The following is a 15,956-nucleotide window of genomic DNA, read 5'->3' on the forward strand; positions in this document are numbered from 1 at the left end:
GGCCGGAACTCCCCTAGAAGGCCCGGAAATCCAGTCTGCTGCGCCGATCGGAAACCCGACCAGAAGTGCCGCGTTACCGACAAATGCCTTGACAATCGTCGCGCAGTGCGACCTAGTCGATACGCCGCGAATTGTGGGGGTCACCCCAGATGAGTACTTGCCCACCCGGGCTCGAGTTTCTCTGGTTAGGCTAGCCTTAGCACGCTATGGTGTTTCGGCTGGCGAGCCAGAGGTAACCGGCTAGCCATGGGCGATTCCGCGACGATGGGTGGGACTCCGTGACGGCACGAACGAAGTTGGCGGTGTGGTCAACGTGACCGCGACCATCGACTTCCGCGCGATGGCCGGCGCACCCTTCGACCCGATCAGCTCCACGCTGCGGTCGATGTTCGGCACAGACGATCTCCCCGGGCTCACCCGCGGGCTGCTGGTGCACGACCCGGCCGGCTGGATCCCGGCCTCGTCGCTCTCCGACGGCACCCACCTGCCCCAACTGCTCGACGCGGCCGCCCGCCGCTGGCGCGGTTCACCGCACGCCGCCGCGGCGCTGGCCTGGAAGTCCTACAGCTACTGGCTGGCCCTGCCGGCCGTGCTGGGCTGGGCGTCGGCCCGCCGGGTGCCGCTGCTGCGCGCCGACGACGTGCTCGTGCACTTCGAGGACCACCGGCCCCTGCTGACGCTCGGTTACCGCCGCACGATCGACGTCGCGGTGCTGCCGTCGGACCCGCTGGCGATCTCTGGCCTGCCGGAGGTCGTGGTGGTCCCCGACGAGGCGGCGCTGCTGGAGACGTTCCGCGCGACGCTGCTCGACGAGCACGTCAACCCGCTGCTGGACGCGATCCACGGCCAGGTCCGGGTGGGCACCCGTACGCTGCTGGGCTCGGTCGCCTCGGGCGTCGCCTACGGCCTGCTCCGCGCGGCCGACTGGCTGCCGGGCTCGACCCGCGACAACATCGCGACGCTCCTGACCGCGCTGGAACTCGACGATCTGATCGAACTCGTCGACGGGCCGGGCGGGCAACTCAACGTGCAGCGCAAGACGTGCTGCCTCGCCTTCACGCTCCCGCAGCCGAAGCTCTGCTCGGGCTGCGTCATCAAGCCTTCTTAAGGCAGCATCCGGGCTCGGGCCCGCGGTGGTCACGACCGTCGCTCCCGCCAGACAACGCTCCGCTTCGCTGCGCTGCCAGGTCCGCCTGGGCTCGCGGTCAGGGCGTCGGTCATGACCGGCGGTCCAGATAGGCCGCCCAGCCCCGGTTCGCGACCTCGGCCGCCGTCGCCGGCCGGGTCGGTTCGCGAAGATCCTCGACGCGGAACGACGCCGTCAGGTCGGCGGGATCGCGATAGCCGGTCAGGCACTCGACGCACTCCAGGAACAGGCCCGAGCCGACCGTGAACACGATCAGGCCGTTCGCGCAGACCCGGCAACCGACGGTCGCGACCAGCATCCGGTCGCTTTACCCATGCCGCCGGAAGCGCACCCGTCAGTTCGCGAGGACGCCGCCCTCGATGTAGAGCTCCTGGGCGTTGACGCCGCCGTTGCGGAGGAGGAACTCCGTCGCGTCGACGATCTCCTCGGTGGTGACCAGGCGGCCCAGCGGGGTGCGGGGCAGGTGCGGGTGGTTCGGGGTGTCGCGCCACTTCGGGCTGTCGCCGACGATGCCCGGGTGCAGCACGTTGACCCGGTGCGGGGCGACCTGCACGGCCAGCGTCCGGGCCAGGCCACCCAGGCCGGCGTTGTGGGTGGTGACGGCGGTCGAGCCCGGGTACGGCCGGTCCTTCGCCACACCGCCGAAGAGCACCACCGACGCGCCGGCGCGGAACCGGTCGCGGAGCACGCGGACCACCTCGGCGTACCCGACGAGCTTGATCGTGTGCGCCGTGATCGCGGCGGCCAGGTCGAAGTTGTCCAGCGTGTTCGGCACCTGGCTGGTCGCGGTGACCACCAGGTGGTCGACCTCGGTGATCTCGGCGAGGGACTGCGCGATCGTCTCCGGCTCGGCCAGGTCGACACCGAGGCCGCGTACGCCGGGCCCGATCTCCGCGGCCGTGGCCACGGCCCGTTCCACTTCGCGGCTGGTCACGACGACCTCGTCGCCGCGCGCGACGAGCCGGGTCGCGACGGCGAGCCCGAGCCCACCCGTCCCACCGATGACGATTGCCGTGCCCATATGTCGTGCCACCCTTCGAAGATCCAATGGAACTGTGCCATGGCGGACCGCCGATCCGCCCGGATCGTGAGCCGGGTCATCGGCTAACAGGAGCACGAAGTTCCGCTTCGGTAGCATGGCACGCGTGGCAACGCGGCTCCGGGCAGACGCCGAACGCAACCGGCAGCGCATCATCGACGCCGCCCGCCGGGTGTTCGCCGCCCAGGGTGTGCACGCCCCGGTCGAGGAGATCGCCAAGGAGGCCGGGGTCGGGATCGGCACGCTCTACCGGCGTTTTCCGGACCGCATCGAACTGGTCGAGGCCGTCTTCCTGGACCGGGTCGAGGGCTACCTGGCCGCTGCCGAGGAGGCCCGGAAGATCGACGACCCGTGGCTGGCGTTCCGCACGTACCTCGAGCAGCTCGGCGCCATGCAGGCACAGGACGTCACCGTCACCGACGTGCTCACCCTGACCATGCCGGCACCGGGCGCGCTGGAGCAGGTGCGCAACCGCCTGTACGCGACCCAGAACCGGCTGATCCGCGCGGCGCAACGCCAGGGCACGCTCCGGGCGGACTTCACACCGGAGGACATCGTCCTGCTCCTGATCGCCAACGGAGCCATCGTCCGCCAACTCGGCGCCGACCTGCCGGGCAGCGCACCCCGGTTCCTCGCGCTCGCCCTCGACGCGCTGCACACGCGCAACCCGAGCCCACTACCCGACCCACCACCAGCAGCGGAGGTGGTCCGCGCGATGCAACGGCCACCGGTCAACAAGCGGGGGTAGGGGCGGGGCGGCACTCCCGCCGGGCCAGGCAGCAGCGCCGTTAGACGGCGATTCGGCCGCCGTCGACCGGTAGGAGGGCGCCGTGTACGAAGCTCGACCTGCCCGTCGCCAGGAACGCGATCGCCTCCGCCACCTCCTCGGCCAGCCCGACCCGGCCGGCCGGCGCGCCGGAGGCCAACTCGTCGAGGTCGTCGCCCATCGGTTGGGTGCCGGCGGTGCGTACCGGGCCCGGGCTGACCACGTTCACCCGCACCCCGCGCGGGCCGAACTCCGCGGCCCAGGCCTTGGTCAGCAGGACCAGCGCCGCCTTGCTCGAACCGTAGAGGCCCATGCCCGGCAGGCCGAACTCGGCGACCATCGTGGAGACGTTGACGATCGCCCCGTCCCCACGCTGGGCCATCTCGGGCGCCAGTTCGGCGACCAGGAAGTACGGCGCCTTGACGTTGATCGCGTAGACCGCGTCGAAGTCCTCCTCGCTGGTCGCGTCGGTGGCCACCGCGGGGTAGATCCCGGCGTTGTTGACCAGCACGTCCACCCGCCGGTCAGGTCACGCGCCTGCCTGGCCAGCGACCGGGCGGTCGCCTCGTCGCGCAGGTCGCTCGCGAGGAAGTCGGCCTTGCCGCCGCGGGCCCGGATGTCGGCCACCACGGCGGCGCCCCGCACCGGGTCCCGGCCCGAGACCAGGACGTACGCGCCGAGGTCGGCCAGGGCGAGCGCCGCCGCCCGGCCGATGCCGCTCGTGCACCGGTCACCAACGCGGATTTACCTGTCAGATCGTTCATCAGTTCACCCATCTCATGCGCCCGGCGGGGACGTCCCGGCCGGTCGACGGGTTCAAGCCCGGAGCCCGCTCAGCCTTTCCCACCAGGCTCTTCGCCGTCGTTATGGCCGCCATAAGCGTCTTCCAGCGCGGCGACCAGGGCGCCGAGGTCACGCCGGCGGGACTCGGCCGGCCAGACCGCCCAGGTGCGCCGGACCAGCGGCCGTTCGAGCAGCGGCAGCCAGGTGACGCCCGGGGGAAGCGGCGCCGACCAGTGCGGTGGGGCCAGCGCGAACGCGCGCCCGGAGAGCACCGCGGTGAACTTGACCTCCGGGATCAGCTCCTGCCCTTCGGGCGCGGGCGGGCCGAGGTCGAGACCGTGGCTGCGCAGGATCGCGGTGACCTCGTCGTACCAGGCCGGGCTCGCCGTCCGTGGGAAGCCGACCCAGTGCACCCCGACGAGTCTCTCGAGACGCACGCCGGCCGGGCCCGCCACCCGCCCGGCCATCTCGTCGGTGACCAGCACCCCGAGGGGCTCCGCCACGATCAGGCTCGCGTCCAGTCCGCCACCGATCGGGTGTTCCCGGACCAGCGCGACGTCGAGGTCACCGGTCCGCAACGCGGCGAACTGGGCCGCGGTCGACAGGTGCCGAGCCCGCACCCGCGTCTCGGGAAACCGCTCGCCGACCCGGGCCAACGGACCAACCAGGAGGTCCTCGGGCAGCTCGAGCGGGATGCCCAGGCGGAGCAGGCTGCCACCGGGCTCGGTGTGCCGGGACAGCGCCGAGACCGCCCGCTCGTAGCGGGCCAGCACGGCGCGGGCCTCGACGAGCAGGGTCCGGCCGGCCTCGGTCGGGCGTACGCCGGTGCTGCTGCGGATCAGCAGGTCGACGCCGAGTTCGCGCTCGAGCGCGGAGGTCACCCGCGCAGTTTGGTCGCGTCCCAGAGCCAGACGTCGCCGACCTTTTCCGGCGGTACGCCGTACAACTCGGTCATGGTCTTGATCCACAGTTCGGAGTCGCGGCGTTTCGGGACGACGACCGCGCCCGCGTTCCAGTAGGCGAGGTCGGCGCGCGCGTTCGCGCGGGTGGCCGGGGACGCCGGTGGGATCTTGCCCGTGCGGCTCACGTACCGCAGGTAGTAGTTGGTCGGACGGAACTCGGACGTGAAGCTGGCGATCCGCTCCGGCCCGACCGGCGCGAGGAAATAGCCGCCTGCGAGCGGCATCCGCGTCAGCGTCTTGGCCGACCAGCGGATCGGGTCGTTGACGCCCGAGGTCGGCATCGGCACGAAGACGAGGCTCCGGCCGCCCGCCGCATAACGCTGCCACTCGCCCGACGAGACGAACGTCGGGGTGTTCGACAGCTTGGTCGCCGGCAGCGCGGTCGGTGCGATCGGCACCAGCGCCACCACCAGCGCGGCCGCCCCCACCGCCCGCCACGCGGGCGCCGTGAACGTCTTCTGGCCGACCGCGACGCCGCACGCCAGCAACAACCCCACGATCGGCGTCACGGCGAGCGCCCAGCGGGTCGGCACCGCCGAGCTGAGCACGGGCACGTCGTGCAGTGACGCCCACAGTGACGGCAGCCCCGTCGGCTCGCCGTGCAGCCGCACCACCGGGCCGAGGGAGAGGTAGGCGAAGACCACGCCGACCGCGAACAGGCCCAGCACCGCCGCGCTGCGGCGCAGTGCGACCACCACGACCAGGACCAGCGCGACCATCGGCCAGCCGAAGAACGAGTTCTCCTCGGCGGCGTTCTGCGCCAGCCCGCGGGCGGTCTCCATGCTGCCGAGCAGCGACTCGCGGGACAGGGCCACGTACGCGGCGAGATCCGCGCCGTAGCCACGGACCTCGTACGGGAGGCCGCTGTAGGACTGTGGCCCGGTGAGCAGCAGGCCGATCGGATACCAGAGGGCCGCGAGCGCCACGCCGACCGCGACCAGGCCGCCGCGCAGGAACAGCCGCCACGTCGCCCGGGTCTCCCGCCAGCGCAGCGCGCCCGCGACGATCAGGAAGATCACCAGGCCCACGGCGGTCATGAACAGGATCTCCAGGTTGATGAACGCCTGCCAGATCACCACCAGGCCGAGCAGGACGCCGTTGCGCAGCCAGCGCGGGTCGCGCCGCAACTCCAGCGTCCGCCAGATCAGCACCGGCACGAGGAACTGGGCGACCAGGTTGGGGTGGGCGTTGGCCTGGGAGATCATGCCGGGCGCGAAGGCGCAGAAGCCGGCGCCGACCCAGGCGGCGAACCGACGGTGCACCAGGTAGCGGCAGAGCACCAGGTACCAGCTCACCGCCGTCAGGATCAGCGCGCCGGTGAGGAAGACGTTGAAGGCGACCTGCGGCCCGAGCAGCAGGGTCACGGGGGCCATCGGGATCGAGATGCCGAGGACCGAGGTGTTCGCCATCAGGTTGATGCCCAGCGGCACGTTCATCTGGTCGGAGAAGAACGGTGCGGCCTGGCCGGTGGCGACCAGCGCGCCGTGGCCGAGCATCCACTCGAAGAAGGCCTGGTCGGCGCGGTTCGCCTCCAGGCCCCAGGTGGGGTGCAGCCAGATCCGGTAGGTGACCCAGCCGGCCAGCAGGACATAGCTGGCGGTCGCCGCGAGGTCGCGTATCCACAGCCGGTTCGGCGCGGTCGTCACTTCCGGCGCACGGGTCACCCGCGGCAGATCCGACGTGTCGGTCTCCCCTTTCCCACCCACCGCCATCGGCTCCTCCAAGGGCCTGTCAAGGGGATCCACAGAAGACCGGCAATTCACTGGATCTCCGGAACATCCGACCTGGGCTCTCATACCGTAACCAATAGGGAAGGTCTCTCACGTTCCATCGAGGTAACTGTCCCTACCGGGGGGAGGCGGCAGATGGCCGAGATCACCGGGGATCAACAGGTTCAGTCCGAGGTGCTCGAAGGCTTGGCGACCGCGGTCAACCACCGGCGTTGGTTCGCCGAACTGGCCCAGCCCTACCTGGGCATGTTTCCGATCGAGATCGGCAGCGGCCTGGGCGACTACGCGCTCGAGTGGGCACCGCACACGGCCCGGTTCACCGCCACGGAGGCCGACCCCGACCGCTTGATCGCCTTGAAGGAACGGCTCGCGGGGCACACCGACATCGAGGTACGGCAGATGCTGCTGCCGAGCCAGGACGAGGGCGCCTACACGGCGGCGGTCTCGTACAACGTGCTCGAGCACATCGAGGACGACCGCCGCGCGCTGCAGAGCATGGGCGCGCTCGTCCGCCCCGGCGGAGCGGTGATCATCATCGTGCCGGCGTTCCCGTTCGCCATGAGCCCGGTCGACATCGCGACGGGCCACGTGCGGCGCTACACGGTCCGCTCGCTCGGCCGCGTGATGTCCCGGGCGGGCCTGCGGGTGGAGCGGATCAACTACACCAACGCGCTGGGCCTGATCGGCTACTACATGGCCACGAGCGTCTTCCGCCTGACACCGAAGGAAGGCGCGATGGTCAAGTTCTACGACAAGCTGGTGCTCCCGGCGACCAAGGCGGTCGAGACCCGGGTCCGGCCGCCGTTCGGCCAGTCGGTCTTCGCGGTGGCCCGCCGACCGAAGTAGAAAGCGGAGGGTGTGGGATTCGAACCCACGAAGAGGTTGCCCTCTTACCGGTTTTCAAGACCAGCGCCATCGGCCACTAGGCGAACCCTCCTGGACGCGGGGTCAAGTCTGCCATGTTGGCGGGCACGGGGTAAGAAAGGGCATGCGTGCCATCACCATCCCCGAGGCCGGCGGACCCGACGTGCTCACCTGGGCGGAGGTGCCCGATCCCGTGCCCGGGCCCGGCGAGGTCCTGATCGACGTCGTCGCGTCCGCGGTCAATCGGGCTGACCTGCTGCAACGCCAGGGGCACTACGCGCCGCCGGCGGGGTCGTCGCCCTATCCCGGGCTCGAGTGCGCCGGGCTCCTCGACGGGCGGCCCGTGTGCGCGCTGCTCTCCGGCGGTGGCTACGCGCAGCGGGTCGCCGTGCCCGCCGACCACGTGCTGCCCGTGCCGGCCGGCATCGCGCTCGACGAAGCCGGTGGGCTCCCCGAGGTCGCCTGCACTGTCTGGTCCAATGTGGTGCGTGGTGCCCGGCTGAGCGCCGGCGAGACCTTTCTCGTCCACGGTGGATCCAGCGGCATCGGCACGTTCGCCATCCAACTCGGCAAGGCCCTCGGGGCACGGGTCGTCACCACGGCCCGCAAGGTGAAGCACGAGGCGTTGCTCGCCCTCGGCGCGGACCACGTCATCGACTACTCCACCGAGGACTTCGCGGCGATCACCGAACAGCTCGGCGGCGCCGACGTGATCCTCGACATCATGGGTGCGTCCTATTTGGACCGCAACATCGCCGCGCTGGCCAAGAACGGTCGCCTGGCCATCATCGGCACCCAGGGCGGCCGGCGCACCGAGCTCAACTTCGGCAGCCTGATGGCCAAGCGGGGCACCATCTCCGCGACCACCCTGCGGGCCCGTCCGGAGGCGGAGAAGACCGAGATCATCGAGGGCGTACGCGCGGAGGTCTGGCCGTTGATCGAAGCGGGTCACATCCGTCCGGTGATCGACCGGCGGATGCCGATGGCCGAGGCGGCCGCGGCGCACCGGCTGGTCGAGGAGAACGCCCACATCGGCAAGGTGCTGCTGATCAATCAGCCGTGACCCGGCGGCCGGCCCGGCGCAGCAACAGGTGCGGGCCGGCACCGTCGGCGGCCAACCGGTCGCCCGCGTTGTAGAGGTGGCAGCGCTGCATCGACAGGCAACCGCAGCCGATGCACTCGGCGAGGTCGTCGCGCAGCTCTTCGAGCAGCGCGATGCGCTCGTCGAGCCGGGTGCGCCAGAGCGCCGACAACCGGCTCCAGTCGGCCCGGGTCGGCGTCCGGTTGTCGGGCAACGAGGCCAGCGCCGCGGCGATCTCGTCGAGGGCGACGCCGACCTGCTGGGCGATCCGGATGAAGGCGACCCGGCGCAGCTCGGCCCGGTCGTACCGGCGCTGGTTGCCGCTGGTACGACCGGCGCGGATCAGACCGAGGCGCTCGTAGTAGCGCAGCGCCGAAGGCGCTACGCCGGATCGCGCGGAAAGCTCACCGATGGTGAGCGAGTCGGTGCTCAGCGCTGCTTGCGGGCGCGCTCGCGGGTGAGGATCCACAGCGCCTCGACGCCGTCTTTCCACGTGATCTTCTTGCCCTCTTCGCGGCCACGGGCCCGGTAGCTGATCGGCACCTCGTAGGGCCGGATCTTCTGGCGCAGCAGCTTGCCGGTGACCTCGGCCTCCATGCCGAAGCCGCGCGACTTGACCTCGAGCGACCGGTAGAGCGAGACCGGCAGCAGCTTGAAGCAGGTCTCGAGGTCGCCGATGTAGGAGTTGTAGAGCACGTTGGCGGCGGTGGTGACGGCCTTGTTGCCCATCACGTACCAGAAGCTGTAGGCGCTGTGGCTGCCGAAGGTGCGATTGCCGTAGACCACCGTGGCCCGGCCGTCGAGCACCGGAACGAGCAGCCGCGGGATGTCCATCGGGTCGTATTCGAGGTCGGCGTCGAGGATAACCATGTAGTCGCCCTCGGCGCTGTCGACCGCGGTCTTGATGGCCGCGCCCTTGCCGGCGTTCTTCGGGTGGGTGATGACCCGCAGTCGCGCGTCGTCCGCGGCGTCAAGGATGGCGCCGGTGCCGTCCTTGCTGCCGTCGTTGACCACGACGAGCTCGATCTCGCACGGGTATTCGACCGCGAGCGCCTGCTTGAGCGCTTCCGCGATGCGTTCTTCCTCGTTGTAGACCGGCATGAGGATCGAGAGCTTCACGGGGGATCTCCTGGGCAGGCGACAAATCGGCATCAGCGTACTCGGTCCGTCCGAAGATCGTGTTCCACCATCCGGTGGATGGCTCGCGGCTGCCCGCGCGATCACCTGAGGACTATTCACATATGTGCTCGGAGCAGGTTACCCTCCAGTAACTCGATCGATATATTCCGATCGATTGGAAGGAGTGCGTCGATGCCCCATTCCTCATCGGCCGTGCTCCGGGCGCCGAAGCGGCGTACCCTCGCCGCCGCGGCGCTCGTCGCGGGCCTCGTCCTCCCGTTCCTCGTCGCGACCGGAACCCCCGCCGGCGCGGCCGACCGCCCCCCCGTCCAGCCGCTGCCGGCCAACCTCGAGGCGATCCGCGCCGCCGAGGCGACCGCGCTCTACGGCTCCCCCGGCATCCGACCCCTCGAAGAACGGCGGACCGCGCTGGTCACCATGGGTGACAGCGAGATCTCCGGCGAGGGCGTCGGCAACTACGTCCCCGGTACGCACCAGGACGGCAACTGGTGCGACCGCTCCTACGACCAGGCGGTGTTCCGCACCGGCATCGCGTCCGACACGCAGTACAACATCGCCTGCTCGGGCGCGACCCCGTGGAACCTGATCGCCGGTGGCCCGACCCAGTGGAACGACCTCAACCAGGGCGACCACCTCTCGATCAAGGCCCGGAACACGCGCATCAAGCTGATCTGGGTGGTGGTGGGCGCCAACGGCGACGGCACGATCCAGTTCGGCCCGGTGGCGACCGACTGCGCGATCCGCCGGGTGTTCTTCCAGGGCGCCTGCTGGCCCACGTACACCGATGTCTGGACGACCCGGGTCGAAGGCTCCCGGGTGGCGGTCGAGGACGCGCTGCGCAGCATCAGGGCGACGATGACCGCGGCCGGCTACCTGGCCGCGGACTACGAGCTCGTGCTGCAGTCCTACCCGAGCCCGGCCAGTCCCGACGTCGAGGACAACCCGGACTTCCCGGGCTGGTACTCCGGCGGCTGCCTGCTCTACCTGGCCGACCAGGCGTTCGCCCGCAACAAGGCCGTGCCGCTGTTCGAACGCGCCCTGCGCCAGGCGGCGGCCAACACCGGCACCCGCTATCTCGACGCCAGCCGGCTGTTCCACGGTCACGAGGTGTGCACCGACAGCACCAGCGTGCGCGGCCTCTACATCGAGGTCGGGATCTGGAACGAGAACGGCGCCCGCCAGTCGTTCCACCCCAACGCCCGCGGCCACGGCATGTTCGCCTCGTGCATGACCGATTTCTACGCGTCAGGTCTGCCGCAGGCGACGTGCGTCGACCAGGCGAGCACGGGCCGGGGCACGCTGATCGGCGGGCTGCTGGAGTTCAAGCAGTTGCGCAACGCGGGCACGGGCAAATGCGTGGACGGCAAGGGGTACGACTCGCGTAACGGCACGGTGCAGCAGTCGTACGCCTGCCACGGGGGCCGCAACCAGGGCTTCTGGTACGACCCGGCGCGGCAGTCGCTGCACAGCGAGTTGTCGCACGACCGCTGCCTGGACGTCTCGGGCGGCTCGCTGACCGTGAACACGACGGTCAACATCTACAACTGCACGGGCGGCACCAACCAGAAGTGGGTCTTCGCCGGCACACAGCTCAAGGCCGCCGGCAACCAGGCGCTCTGCCTGGCGTTCGACAACCCGCTCCTGGGCACGCCGCGGTTGCGGCTGGCGACCTGCGGGTCGAGCAGCCGGCAGCAGTGGTCGTTCGAGTCCCGTACCTTCCCGAACCCGGTCGGCTACGGCCACGACGACTTCATCGGCAGCCGGGTGTACTGACCGTTCTGGTGGGGCCCCGCGCTGTCCGGGGCCCCACCGCTCCTCACTTCGCTCGCGGAACGACCACGAGCCGGGCCTCGCCACGATCGCCGTCCTTGGTGCCGGCCACCCCGACCTGGTCGCCGACCTCGAGCTGATCCGCCTGGATCGAGTCACGCCGCTCGACGACCCGCAGATCGTCGGCGAACCCCCAGCTGATGGTGAACCCGTCGCTGCTCTTGACGGTGATCGAGTCCCCGTCGACAGCGGTCACCTGCCCGCGCTGCACGAGCACGGTCTGCGTGGCACCGTCCTTGTTCTTGACGACGGCCTCACCGTGCAACGTGTTCTTCCGCAGCAGCACCCGCGCCTTACGCAGCTTCCCGCGCTCACGGTCCTTCTCCTTGGGCGCGGGCGACGCACTTGGAGCACCCTTCGCGATCGCCATCTGCGCGAACTCAGCGGGCGTGATCTCGTTGGGATCGAACCCCATGGCGGCCAACGCCTGCCCCTCGACCCCCATGCCGGCCGACACCTCGACACCCGCCTGGTCGCTGCCGGTCACATCGCCGCCGACGGCGCCGCACCCCGTCAGGCCGATTCCGACGACCGCGGCCAACCCGACTCCCACAAGCCAACGCCTCATGGTCACCCTCTCCTCGCTGGAACTGGAGACCACGATCGGCCATGACCACGTGGGATCGATCAGGCGAACGTAAGAGGTTGGTAAGGCTCTCGGGGCAGGGCGATCGTGAAGCGGGCCCCGCCTTCCGGGGCGTGGCCCGCCTCGATGTGGCCGCCGAGGCGGCGGACCAGGCCGTGGACCAGGGCCAGGCCCAGGCCGCTGCCGCCTTGGCGGATGCCCTCGTAGCGTTGCCGTAGGGCGCCGCGTTCGAAGACCACCCGTAGGTCGTCGTCCGTGAAGCCCGGGCCGCCGTCGCGAATCTCGAGCAGCGGGCCCGGGCCGGCCGCCAGGACGATCGGCGCGCCAGCAGGGACCACCCGCAGCGCGTTCTCCAGCAGCCCGTCGATGATCTGCCGGGTGCGGCCCGGGTCCGTGAAGGCCCGCACCGGGCCGCCCGGCAGTTCCACCACCAGGCGGACGCCGGCCGCCTCGCAGCGGGGGCGCCAGGTCTGGGCCGCCTCCTCGACCAGCGCCGCCAGGTCCACCTCCAGCGGCGTCAACGGAAAGTCGACCGCGTCCAGGCGGGCCAGGGCCAGCAGGTCCGTGACCAGGCGGTCCAGGCGGGACGCCTCCTCCAGCATCGTGCGGCCCGCCCGGGTCGTGCCGTCGCCCTCGATCACGCCGTCGGCCAGGGCCTCCGCGTAACCACGGATCGCGGTCAGGGGCGTACGCAGCTCGTGCGACACCGACAGCAGGAAGTCCCGCTGCCGGCCCTCGCTGGTCGACAGCGCCTCCGCCAGGCCGTTGATGGCGTGTGCCAGGTCCGCCGCCTCCTGCGGCTGCTCCACCGGCACCCGTACGCCCCGGTCGCCGCCCCGCAGGCGCAGCGCGGCCGTCGCCGCGTTGCGGATCGGGCGGGCCAACCGGCGGCCCAGCAGCGCGCCGGCCAGCACGCCGGCCGCCAGACCCGCCAGCAGCGCGAGCCACAGGTTGGCGCCCACCTCGCGCCAGATCCCGGTGGCCACCGGGTGGGTCAGCACCACGCCGTTGCCGTTGTTCAGCGCCCGTCCCTCCACAAGGGACGAAACGCCGGCCACCCGGCCGCGGCCCGAGAACGAGCCGCCCGCGGCGACCTGGTCGACCACCGCTCCGGGGAGGCCGATGCGGTCGGGCACGCCCCGGCGCAGCACGTAGAGCTCGATGTCGCGCTTGCGCAGGGCGTCGATGACCTTCTGGTCGCCCGCCGGCCGCGGGGTCGCGCGCAGCGCGGCCGCGACCACCGTCGCCTCCGTGGCCAGCGACTCCCGGGTGCGCTCCTCGACCGCCCGCGCCGCGAGCGGGATCGCCACCAGCGCCGTCACCAGCACCGACACCAGGGCCACCACGCAGCCGACGACGACGGCCCGGAACGTCAACGTCCGACCCTCGCGCGGCGGCGGGGGCTGCCGGAGGACCCGCAGCGGGACGGTCAGGTCAACCATCGATCGCGTACCCGACGCCGCGATGGGTCCGGATGAGCCCGCCGGCCGCGCCCAGCTTCCCGCGCACCTGGGCGATGTGCACGTCGACCGTACGGGTGCCCGAATGCGACGCGTACCCCCAGACCGCGGCGAGCAACTCCTCGCGGGTGAACACCCGTCCGGGCCGCCCGACGAGGTGGGCCAGCAGGTCGAACTCCGTGGAGGTCAACTGCACGGGCGCGCCGGAGACGGCGACGCTGCGCCGGCCAGGATCCAGGGTCAGCGGGCCGAGGGTGCGGGGCCGCTCGGCCGCCGCCGCCACACCGCCCGCCGCGCGGCGGAGCACCGCGCGCAGCCGGGCGACCAACTCGCGCGGCGAGAACGGCTTGGTGACGTAGTCGTCGGCGCCCAACTCCAGGCCGACGATCCGGTCGACCTCGTCGTCGCGGGCGGTCAGGAAGATGACCGGCGTCCAGTCGCCGTCCTCGCGGAGCCGACGGCAGATCTCGGTGCCCGACATGCCCGGCAGGGCGATGTCGAGCACGCTGGCCACCGGGCGCAGGCGCCGGGCGGCGGCCAGGCCGGCCACGCCGTCGTGTTCGACGTGCACGCCGAAGCCGTCCCGGCTCAGGTAGAGCCGGACCAGGTCCGCGATCGCACGCTCGTCCTCGACGACGAGCACCAGGCCGTCCGCCACGCAGCCATCATGGCCGACCGGCGTGGCGCCGAACGTAAGAGGACTGTCAGAAAGCCACCGCGAGGTCCCGGCGGGAGCGCCCGAGCGACTCCCAGGCCCCGGTCTCGCGGCGCAGAGCGTCCCGGGTGGCGGCCGGGGCGCCAACCCCGGCCGCCTTCCCGGCTCCCGCGCGGGTCGTGCGCGGGCGGAAGACGTGGCTGAGCAGCGCGTCCAGGTGCCACACCTGCTTGGGGTGCCCGACCCGGATCCAGAATCGCTCCCGCACCCCGTCGACGGCCGTGGCCGCCAACTCAACCGCGGACAGCCGCGGATCGGGGTTCCACGTCACGTTGCCCAGGTGACCCAGTTCGGTGTTGAGATGCAGCCGGAGGCGGTGCAGCATCCGCGACTCGTGGGTCACGACCAGGCGGCGGTACGTCAACAGCAACAGGTATTCGCCCTGCCCGGGCCGGTCGGCGCGGGTGCACCGGGCCACCAGGGCGGCAGCGTCGTCGGCGGCGACACAACGCCGGAACACCGGCATGTGGCGGCTGACGGTGGGGATGGCCACGCCGGCTTCGGCAGCGGCGGGCAGGAACGTACGGGAGAAGACGTCCATGTCGTTCACAACGACACGTCTCGTTGAAGAGACGTGGGTTACCCCACGCCTACTTCCTTAAACCTCCATTAGGATCATTACCCCAATAGGGGTACGGATGCCCTACAGCGCCTCGACGATCGTCGCGTTGGCCATGCCGCCGCCCTCGCACATCGTCTGCAGGCCGTAGCGGATTCCGTTGTCGCGCATGTGATGCAGCAGCGTCGTCATGATCCGCGCACCGGAGCCACCGAGCGGGTGACCGAGCGCGATCGCTCCACCGCGCGGGTTGAGTCGCGCCGGGTCGGCCTCGGTCTCCGCCAGCCAGGCCAGCGGCACGGGGGCGAACGCCTCGTTCACCTCGTACGCGCCGATCTCCTCGATGCCCAGGCCCGCGCGGCGCAATGCCTTGGCGGTGGCCGGGATCGGCGCGGTCAGCATGATCACCGGATCGTCGGCCGCGACCACCGCGGTGTGGATCCGGGCCAGCGGGCGCAGGCCGTGCGCGGCCGCCCACTCGCTCGTGGTCACCGCCAGTGCCGCGGCGCCGTCGGAGATCTGCGACGCGGAGCCCGCCGTCACGACCCCGTCGGCCTTGAACGGCGTCTTCAACTCGCCGAGCTTGGCCAGCGACGTGTCGCGCCGGACGCCCTCGTCGGAGGTGACCTTGCCGCCGTCGGCCGTGGCCACCGGGGCGATCTCGGCGTCGATCAGCCCCGCGTCCTGCGCGGCCGCCGCCTTCTCGTGACTGGCCAGCGCGTACTCGTCGAGCCTCGTGCGGTCGAAGCCCCACCGCGTCGCCATCATCTCGGCGCCAACACCTTGGCTGAACGGCACCGGGTCGTCGGCGGCGAAGCCCTCGTGGTCGCGGTAGCGGGCGCGGACCTGGTCGCCGAACGCGTTGCCGTCGCCGATGCTCGAACCCATCGGCACCCGGCTCATCGACTCGACGCCGCCGGCCACCACCAGGTCGCTCTGGCCCGAGATGACAGCGGCGGCAGCGAAGTGGATCGCCTGCTGGCTCGAACCGCACTGCCGGTCGAGGGTGGTGCCGGGCACCGACTCGGGCCAGCCGGCGGCGAGCACCGCGCCGCGCGCGACGTTCCACGACTGGTCGCCGACCTGCGAGACGCAACCCCAGACCACGTCGTCGACGTCGCGCGGGTCGAGCGCGAGCCGCTCGGCCAGCGCCCGCAGGGCGTGCGCCGAAAGATCAACCGGGTGTACGCCGACCAGGCCGCCGTTGCGCCGCCCGACCGGAGTTCTGACCGCACCGACAATGACCGCGTCCCGCATGATTACTCCCCGGTAACGTGAGCCTTGCCCGAATCCT

Annotated in this window: 16 protein-coding genes, 1 tRNA gene and 1 pseudogene; 5 read left to right on the forward strand and 13 right to left on the reverse strand. The window is 71.3% G+C overall.

Annotation, left to right across the window (positions count from 1 at the left end):
- Positions 1-340: 340 nt before the first annotated feature.
- Positions 341-1,108 (forward strand): IucA/IucC family C-terminal-domain containing protein, encoded by a 768-nt coding sequence (locus Asi02nite_RS02780; protein ID WP_203710683.1) that lies wholly within the window; start codon positions 341-343, stop codon positions 1,106-1,108.
- A 109-nt stretch (positions 1,109-1,217) separates the two neighbouring features.
- Here Asi02nite_RS02780 and Asi02nite_RS02785 read toward each other — a convergent pair whose 3' ends face one another.
- Together Asi02nite_RS02785 and Asi02nite_RS02790 are read right to left on the reverse strand one after the other, a co-directional pair.
- Positions 1,218-1,445 (reverse strand): hypothetical protein, encoded by a 228-nt coding sequence (locus tag Asi02nite_RS02785; RefSeq protein ID WP_203710521.1) that lies wholly within the window; start codon positions 1,443-1,445, stop codon positions 1,218-1,220.
- A gap of 36 nt (positions 1,446-1,481) precedes the next feature.
- Positions 1,482-2,168: an SDR family NAD(P)-dependent oxidoreductase gene (locus Asi02nite_RS02790; protein WP_203710522.1), complete on the reverse strand. Its 687-nt coding sequence runs from the start codon at positions 2,166-2,168 to the stop codon at positions 1,482-1,484.
- A 124-nt stretch (positions 2,169-2,292) separates the two neighbouring features.
- On the opposite strand from Asi02nite_RS02790, the gene Asi02nite_RS02795 reads away from it, so the two are divergent.
- Positions 2,293-2,934 (forward strand): TetR/AcrR family transcriptional regulator, encoded by a 642-nt coding sequence (locus Asi02nite_RS02795; protein WP_203710523.1) that lies wholly within the window; start codon positions 2,293-2,295, stop codon positions 2,932-2,934.
- A gap of 40 nt (positions 2,935-2,974) precedes the next feature.
- Here Asi02nite_RS02795 and Asi02nite_RS02800 read toward each other — a convergent pair.
- The 3 genes and pseudogenes from Asi02nite_RS02800 to Asi02nite_RS02810 form a co-directional block, all read right to left on the reverse strand.
- Positions 2,975-3,696: pseudogene (locus Asi02nite_RS02800) on the reverse strand (SDR family NAD(P)-dependent oxidoreductase).
- 89 nt (positions 3,697-3,785) lie between these two features.
- Positions 3,786-4,616 carry a LysR family transcriptional regulator gene (locus Asi02nite_RS02805; RefSeq protein ID WP_203710524.1) on the reverse strand — a complete coding sequence of 277 codons (831 nt, stop codon included), beginning with the start codon at positions 4,614-4,616 and terminating at the stop codon, positions 3,786-3,788.
- Positions 4,613-6,409, reverse strand: a complete 1,797-nt coding sequence (locus tag Asi02nite_RS02810) for a DUF6311 domain-containing protein (protein WP_239126427.1) — start codon at positions 6,407-6,409, stop codon at positions 4,613-4,615. The genes Asi02nite_RS02805 and Asi02nite_RS02810 overlap by 4 nt, the downstream gene beginning before the upstream one ends.
- 153 nt (positions 6,410-6,562) lie before the next feature.
- Here Asi02nite_RS02810 and Asi02nite_RS02815 point away from each other — a divergent pair, with 153 nt between their 5' ends.
- Complete coding sequence (locus Asi02nite_RS02815; RefSeq protein ID WP_203710525.1) at positions 6,563-7,273, forward strand: class I SAM-dependent methyltransferase; 711 nt, start codon at positions 6,563-6,565, stop codon at positions 7,271-7,273.
- 4 nt (positions 7,274-7,277) lie between these two features.
- On the opposite strand, the gene Asi02nite_RS02820 is transcribed toward Asi02nite_RS02815, so the two are convergent.
- Positions 7,278-7,364, reverse strand: a tRNA-Ser gene (locus Asi02nite_RS02820).
- A gap of 51 nt (positions 7,365-7,415) precedes the next feature.
- On the opposite strand from Asi02nite_RS02820, the gene Asi02nite_RS02825 reads away from it, so the two are divergent.
- Complete coding sequence (locus Asi02nite_RS02825) at positions 7,416-8,354, forward strand: NAD(P)H-quinone oxidoreductase (RefSeq protein WP_203710526.1); 939 nt, start codon at positions 7,416-7,418, stop codon at positions 8,352-8,354.
- Here Asi02nite_RS02825 and soxR read toward each other — a convergent pair.
- Together soxR and Asi02nite_RS02835 are read right to left on the reverse strand one after the other, a co-directional pair.
- Complete coding sequence (gene soxR, locus Asi02nite_RS02830) at positions 8,341-8,841, reverse strand: redox-sensitive transcriptional activator SoxR (RefSeq protein ID WP_373312121.1); 501 nt, start codon at positions 8,839-8,841, stop codon at positions 8,341-8,343. The genes Asi02nite_RS02825 and soxR overlap by 14 nt on opposite strands.
- A complete protein-coding gene (locus tag Asi02nite_RS02835; protein WP_203710527.1) occupies positions 8,802-9,491 on the reverse strand; it encodes a glycosyltransferase family 2 protein in 690 nt (229 codons plus the stop codon). The genes soxR and Asi02nite_RS02835 overlap by 40 nt, the downstream gene beginning before the upstream one ends.
- A 192-nt stretch (positions 9,492-9,683) precedes the next feature.
- On the opposite strand from Asi02nite_RS02835, the gene Asi02nite_RS02840 reads away from it, so the two are divergent.
- On the forward strand, positions 9,684-11,285 hold the full coding sequence (locus tag Asi02nite_RS02840; RefSeq protein WP_203710528.1) for a ricin-type beta-trefoil lectin domain protein: 1,602 nt from the start codon (positions 9,684-9,686) through the stop codon (positions 11,283-11,285).
- 43 nt (positions 11,286-11,328) lie between these two features.
- On the opposite strand, the gene Asi02nite_RS02845 is transcribed toward Asi02nite_RS02840, so the two are convergent.
- The 5 genes from Asi02nite_RS02845 to Asi02nite_RS02865 form a co-directional block, all read right to left on the reverse strand.
- On the reverse strand, positions 11,329-11,910 hold the full coding sequence (locus tag Asi02nite_RS02845) for a hypothetical protein (protein ID WP_203710529.1): 582 nt from the start codon (positions 11,908-11,910) through the stop codon (positions 11,329-11,331).
- A gap of 59 nt (positions 11,911-11,969) precedes the next feature.
- A complete protein-coding gene (locus Asi02nite_RS02850) occupies positions 11,970-13,370 on the reverse strand; it encodes a HAMP domain-containing sensor histidine kinase (RefSeq protein WP_203710530.1) in 1,401 nt (466 codons plus the stop codon).
- Positions 13,363-14,046 (reverse strand): response regulator transcription factor, encoded by a 684-nt coding sequence (locus Asi02nite_RS02855; RefSeq protein ID WP_203710531.1) that lies wholly within the window; start codon positions 14,044-14,046, stop codon positions 13,363-13,365. The genes Asi02nite_RS02850 and Asi02nite_RS02855 overlap by 8 nt, the downstream gene beginning before the upstream one ends.
- A 46-nt stretch (positions 14,047-14,092) precedes the next feature.
- Positions 14,093-14,644: a hypothetical protein gene (locus Asi02nite_RS02860; protein ID WP_239126441.1), complete on the reverse strand. Its 552-nt coding sequence runs from the start codon at positions 14,642-14,644 to the stop codon at positions 14,093-14,095.
- A gap of 102 nt (positions 14,645-14,746) precedes the next feature.
- Entirely contained in the window at positions 14,747-15,919 is a 1,173-nt protein-coding gene (locus Asi02nite_RS02865) for a thiolase family protein (protein ID WP_203710532.1), read from the reverse strand.
- Between the last annotated feature and the right edge of the window lie 37 nt (positions 15,920-15,956).

Source organism: Asanoa siamensis (assembly GCF_016862555.1).
GTDB classification, from domain to species: domain Bacteria; phylum Actinomycetota; class Actinomycetes; order Mycobacteriales; family Micromonosporaceae; genus Asanoa; species Asanoa siamensis.